This window comes from Bacillus sp. MYb209 (assembly GCF_002975175.1).
Classification (GTDB): Bacteria; Bacillota; Bacilli; order Bacillales; family Bacillaceae_G; genus Bacillus_A.
The window spans coordinates 1-5,482 of the sequence record NZ_PCNZ01000082.1 but is presented as its reverse complement, the minus strand read 5'-3'; the positions used below and the strand labels follow the sequence as shown (position 1 = coordinate 5,482).

Below are 5,482 nucleotides of genomic sequence, written 5' to 3'. Positions count from 1 at the left end.
TGAAGTTCATCCATCAACTATTTGGAATTGTTGCTTAAGACTAGATTCCACTAGGAAACTTTTCTCCTCTTTATATCTTTCCTAAGTATTTGCACCAGAACCGTTTAAATGTTTGATTGTACAATGGATTGTAGTTTGATAAAATCCTTGTTTTCTTAATTTGTTAAATGCGCAAAGTAATGCCGGCGCTTTATCTGTAGTGAGAACCGTTGGTTCTCCAAAATGTTTTACTAATCTTTTCATGAAGGCATAGGCAGCCTGATGATCCCGTTTTTTACGAAGTTGAATATCCAATGTGTGTCCATCTTTATCAATTGCACGATAGAGATAACCCCATTCTCCCTTAACTTTGATATAAGTCTCATCCAAATGCCAAGATAAGCGTGGAGATTTATTTTTCACTTTCCAAATTTGATAGATGAGATTGCCATATTCATGAACCCATCGCATGATGGTTGTTGGGTGCACTGAAATACCACGTTCTTTCAGGATTTCAGATACATCTCGATAACTTAAAGAAAAACGGCAGTAGTAGCCGACAGCTACTAAAATAATATCTTTCTTGAATTGTTTTCCTTTAAAATATCTCATGTCTAATTCTCCTAGATCCTGTTTCCTAGAGTGTAGCTTCATGTAGAGAACTTTGCAACAGAACCCCTTTACTTATGAGTCAATCGCAATAGGCTAATCCTTTATTCACTTCTTGTATGTCGAAGAAAGAAGAATCAAAATCTAATAAGTCCCATTCCGAATAGAGTTTATGTTGTGGATGTGAAGTATTTTTTATTGCTTCTAAGAATTCAAGATATCCTGGAATGCCTCCAATATCTTCTAAAGGGGCTGCATTTTTTCCTCCTATACACGTTACTTCATCAGAAGATTGATCTAGTACATTTTCAACTTGAATCTGTAGCAACCAATGATCTCCAAAATCATATACATATTGAAAAATCTGATCCTTTTTTTTGATATGTTCAAATAACATAGTTTTATTTGCATGTAGCATCGGAGAAGGCGTAGTCATTCCCAATGTAGAAAAGGAAATGCTCAGATCAGGTGGGGCTGAGATGACATATTTACCTACAGTAAATTCAAACAAATGTTGGTGCTCCCACTGGAACAAACATTGAATCACGTCATGTAAATCATCAAAAGTTAATTTTGCTGGTAAAATAACTTTTCTCCAAATGGGGAAAGGACATCCCACTAATTCCAAATGTAATTGATAACATTTCATTCTTGTTTCCTCCCGTTTGAAATACTGGCATATTTCTCATTTTCACTGAAATCATGAGAAATAGATAGTAAAAGTCAATCAAAGGAATCAAAAATTATGATATTTTACAAAGAATGTATTAAAATGTGTCCAAAATATGTCTAAACGTACAATTTTCCCGAAATGGTATGGTGACCCCATCGCTATCAACTTAAGAAATTAAATGTTCCCCAAAACGAAAAGATGGACTGCTCGACTTTTTTCTTCTTTTGTAATCCATCCCTGTTCAAAAAAAGATTGGCTATTTCAGATCCCAACCAACCAGAAATATGGTAATATCTTTTACTCCAGCCATTAGCTTATGCTTAAAAGCAGGTTGAAAGCCTTTGTTTTTAGTGAATCTATATTACATTTTTAATGAAAATAAACAGAATCTATTTCTTATAACAATTTTGTTTTATTAAGGAAATAAAATATACTAGACTATAAATCAATTTATAGAATGAGGTATAAAACATTGAATAAACGACATATTTTTATAGGTGCTGCAATGAGCAGTATTTTACTATTATCTGCATGTGGTAATTCAGATAATCTTGTTACATCGAAATCAGGAAATTTGACACAAGAAGAATTTAATAAAAAGTTAAAAGAGACAGCAGGAAAACCTGTTTTACAACAAGTAATGTTAGACAAGATTTTACTAGATAAATATAAAGTTTCAGATGATGAAGCAAAGAAAAAAGTTGAAGAATTAAAAAAACAAATGGGTGATAATTTTAAAGCCTATTTAACACAAGCTGGTGCTAAAGATGAAGATGATCTTAAAACGAAAATAAAAACGCAAATAGCCTTTGAAAAAGCTGTTAAAGCTTCAGTTACGGAAAAAGAAATGAAAGATTACTATAAACCAAAATTAAAGGCAAGTCATATTTTAGTAAAAGATGAAAAAACGGCGAAAGAAATAAAAGAAAAATTAAATAATGGAGAAGATTTTGCAGCATTAGCAAAACAATATTCAGAAGATCCTGGTTCAAAAGAAAAAGGTGGAGAATTACCTGAGTTTGGTCCGGGTGAAATGGATTCTAAATTTGAAGAAGCTGCTTATAAATTAGAAGCTGGACAAGTAAGTGATCCAATAAAATCTTCTTATGGTTACCATATTATTAAATTAACAGAGAAAAAAGAGTTAAAACCTTTTGATCAAGAAAAAGATAATATTCGTAAGGAATTGGAACAGAAGCGTTCACAAGATCAACAATGGCAACAACAATTCGTTAAAGATTTATTCAAGAAAGCAGATGTAAAAATAACAGATAAAGATTTAAAAGATACTTTTAAAGAATTTGAAAAATAAAGCTATGTACAAAAAAATAACCCCTAGGGGTTATTTTTTTGTACATAGCTTTAAACTAATGAAATAAAATCTACTTACTTGCCTTAAAAATAAGTAGGAGTGTTTATTTCATTTTTATTATAACATCTTATATCTTAATTATTTATTTGTATAAAAACTAGCTATATCATTGTCATATTTATGTTGAATAAGGGGTCTCTCCACATTGCTATCAAGTTAAAAAATCTGTTGTTCCCCAAAACGATAAAAATAAACTTCGGTACTATAAAAACACAAAATTTCCATTTAGGGGGTACTTTAAAATCTTAGCTTGATGGATGTGTTGGAATCCACTGCACGATATAGATGCATCCATTGACCTTTTACTTTGATATATGTTTCATCGACTCTCCAGGAGTCATTCGTTTGTTTAAGATAGCGCCGAATTCGTTTATCTAACTCAGGACCATATTGATGTATCCACCGCATAATGGTTGTGTAAGAAATAGATAAGCCTCGTTCTTCCATCATTTCCACCAAATCACGAAAGCTTAGGCTGTACCGTAGGTACCATCTGACTGTTAATATAATCACATCAGATTGATAATGTTTCCACTTAAATAAATTTTGCTTTTTCATACTGATCACGACCTTTTGTAGATTGATAATATCAGTATGTCCAAGTTTTATAGATTTTTTGCACCAGAACCGTTTGCTCTTTATCATTGTTTACTTCACCAAAAATTAAAAGCTTCTTTTAAGCAATGAAACTACCACAAATCCGTATACACAGTAGAAGTCGCCGGAATTGGCGTCCAATATTGCTGATTTGGCTGCCATGCTTTAATCGTTCCATCTTGGCGCTTAATAAACGCTTTGAATTGAACATTTCGCTCAGCTGGTAAGTAAACTGTGCCTCTCCAATCCCCATAAGTAGAGTTGTACGATAACTTAATAGGATATATCGTTGTATCCCATTGCCCTAATTCGGCACGATCTCCAGCAATATACACTGTATCTCCAGTAGTTGTTGGTGCATTTTTTACAACGATTGTTTGCGAAGTAGGAGTAACTCCTAAAGTATCTTTGAACTGTGCCATCAATGTATTGTTGTACATAACATCTTGATAACGAAGCAGTGTGAATCCTGCAAAGTTATAATTAAAAGCCATTTCAGCTGATTTCTTATATTCATTGTCGCTTCCTATGCTTAACGCATTTTCGCCATTTAGGACAATCCCTTTTTCATTCGCAAGCTTAGCTACTTGTTGTACAAGTGTTTTTGGCATTGAATATTCTGGATATGTTCCCTTATCTGACATTTCTAAGCAGGTAAATGTTAAATCTAATTTTGCACTCTTAAAAGCGTCTAACAAACTACTATAATCATTATATCCCGCTGGCTTTTCAGCGCTGCGCGGAAGATTTGGATTGTTGTATTGCCAATGAACACCGGCAACTTTTGCTCCAATTGGTACGTGGAACGTATTATCAAATGCAGAATGAGCTAATTCACCTATCAATTTTGTATGCTCTTCTAACACACCTTCATACCACTTTAAGAAATCTTCACCGTACTTTGTTTGATAGCCGATTGTCAAAAATTGATTTCCATCAGATGGAGGAAGTACTTGTGACATAGAAGTTAAGTTTGTCCCCCAAGCTTTGTTTATTCCTGCTAAAGATCCATATTTTTGTAATGCCCAAGAACGAAATTGCTCTTTCGCAAATTCCGTATAAGCTTGAAACTTTCCTCTAGACGGGTAACCTGATCCATCGGCCGACGTATAAGATGGATAACGTGTTTCTCCAGCCGGACCGCCCGATAAATAAATCTTCGAAATGACATCTTTATACGACGCCATCGCCTCTGCAAAAGCATTATATAGTTCTCCGTACTGCTTTCGAATTACATCTGAAGCTAGCGGATTTAATGTTTCTTTATTAATCGTTCCTGTTTCCGATTTAAAATACAAACTATCATCTGATTTTTGATTCCATATCCAAGAAGGAAGTGGTACATTGCAATCATCTCCAACATTACCGCCGCATTGATGCGTTGAAATAATCGGAATCATTTTCATACCAGCATTTCTTACAGATTGTGCAAAGCGCTGCGCATAAGAAAAATCAAATTGTTGATCTCCGTTCTTCTCCATATCTCCCCACCAAAAATCAACAGTAATGGCAGAGAAACCATTTTGTTTTGCCCAGCGTAAATCATTTTCAAACGTCTCCCATGTCATCATATCCGGTATTTTCTTTAGCGGTGCCATAATATATGCTTTGTAATTTCCGTTCATTGATTGCCCGTTTACAGCTGCATAACTCTGGCTTGGAAAAATTGAAAAAGCAAACAATATAAGAACAGATAACATGGCAATACTACAGCCTTTTAAATATTTTTTCATACGCTCTCTCCTTTTCTGAAAATTAAGACTACCAATAATAAAAACTTGAATGAAGGCAAAGGATTTCATTCTATATTTGTAATTACAAATATGTATGTATACGCTTACATGTTACCATTTATTGCAATCGTTTGCATTATTTTTTTTCGTATTTTACTAGCTTTATATATATGGGTGTTTTTGCCCATCCCCCCCGAAAGGACCTGCGGTAATATGTCTAATGAAAAATAATAGAGATTAGAGTTATCAAAGGTCAAATTTTGAAAAAAAGACATCACGAAACTAAACCAGTAATAAGTGTAATTTACTGAAATTCAAGGAAGGTAGCGATGACCAAAATTTTATGTCATGCTTTCACGCACCTTTCGAGCGTAAAAAGTTGGTGATTACGTAGTAGGGGCACGGCAACGATTCCTTCTTTTTTGGGCCCCACATCCTTAAGTTGATGGATGTGGGGTCCCGCCACATGCCCATCAACTTAAGAAAAGTAAACACCCCCAAAACAAAAAAATGAGCTGG

At 34.1% G+C, this 5,482-nt stretch carries 3 protein-coding genes and 3 pseudogenes; 1 reads left to right on the top strand and 5 read right to left on the bottom strand.

All coding sequences use genetic code 11. From position 1 onward, the window contains the following. Nucleotides 1-102: 102 nt before the first annotated feature. The 3 genes and pseudogenes from CQZ94_RS30070 to CQZ94_RS30060 form a co-directional block, all read right to left on the bottom strand. A pseudogene (locus tag CQZ94_RS30070) lies at nucleotides 103-591 on the bottom strand (IS6 family transposase); the annotation flags it as partial. A gap of 79 nt (nucleotides 592-670) precedes the next feature. Further along, nucleotides 671-1,237 (bottom strand): plasmid pRiA4b ORF-3 family protein, encoded by a 567-nt coding sequence (locus CQZ94_RS30065; RefSeq protein ID WP_078180830.1) that lies wholly within the window; start codon nucleotides 1,235-1,237, stop codon nucleotides 671-673. A 219-nt stretch (nucleotides 1,238-1,456) separates the two neighbouring features. Beyond that, nucleotides 1,457-1,566 (bottom strand): annotated as a pseudogene (locus tag CQZ94_RS30060) (transcriptional regulator); the annotation flags it as partial. 167 nt (nucleotides 1,567-1,733) lie between these two features. Here CQZ94_RS30060 and CQZ94_RS30055 point away from each other — a divergent pair. Further along, nucleotides 1,734-2,573 (top strand): peptidylprolyl isomerase, encoded by an 840-nt coding sequence (locus CQZ94_RS30055; RefSeq protein ID WP_105588353.1) that lies wholly within the window; start codon nucleotides 1,734-1,736, stop codon nucleotides 2,571-2,573. 324 nt (nucleotides 2,574-2,897) lie between these two features. Here the strand turns inward: CQZ94_RS30055 and CQZ94_RS30050 are convergent. Together CQZ94_RS30050 and CQZ94_RS30045 are read right to left on the bottom strand one after the other, a co-directional pair. After that, a pseudogene (locus CQZ94_RS30050) lies at nucleotides 2,898-3,191 on the bottom strand (IS6 family transposase); the annotation flags it as partial. Between the two features lie 131 nt (nucleotides 3,192-3,322). Continuing rightward, nucleotides 3,323-4,930 (bottom strand): family 14 glycosylhydrolase, encoded by a 1,608-nt coding sequence (locus CQZ94_RS30045; protein WP_374954564.1) that lies wholly within the window; start codon nucleotides 4,928-4,930, stop codon nucleotides 3,323-3,325. Nucleotides 4,931-5,482 lie beyond the last annotated feature (552 nt).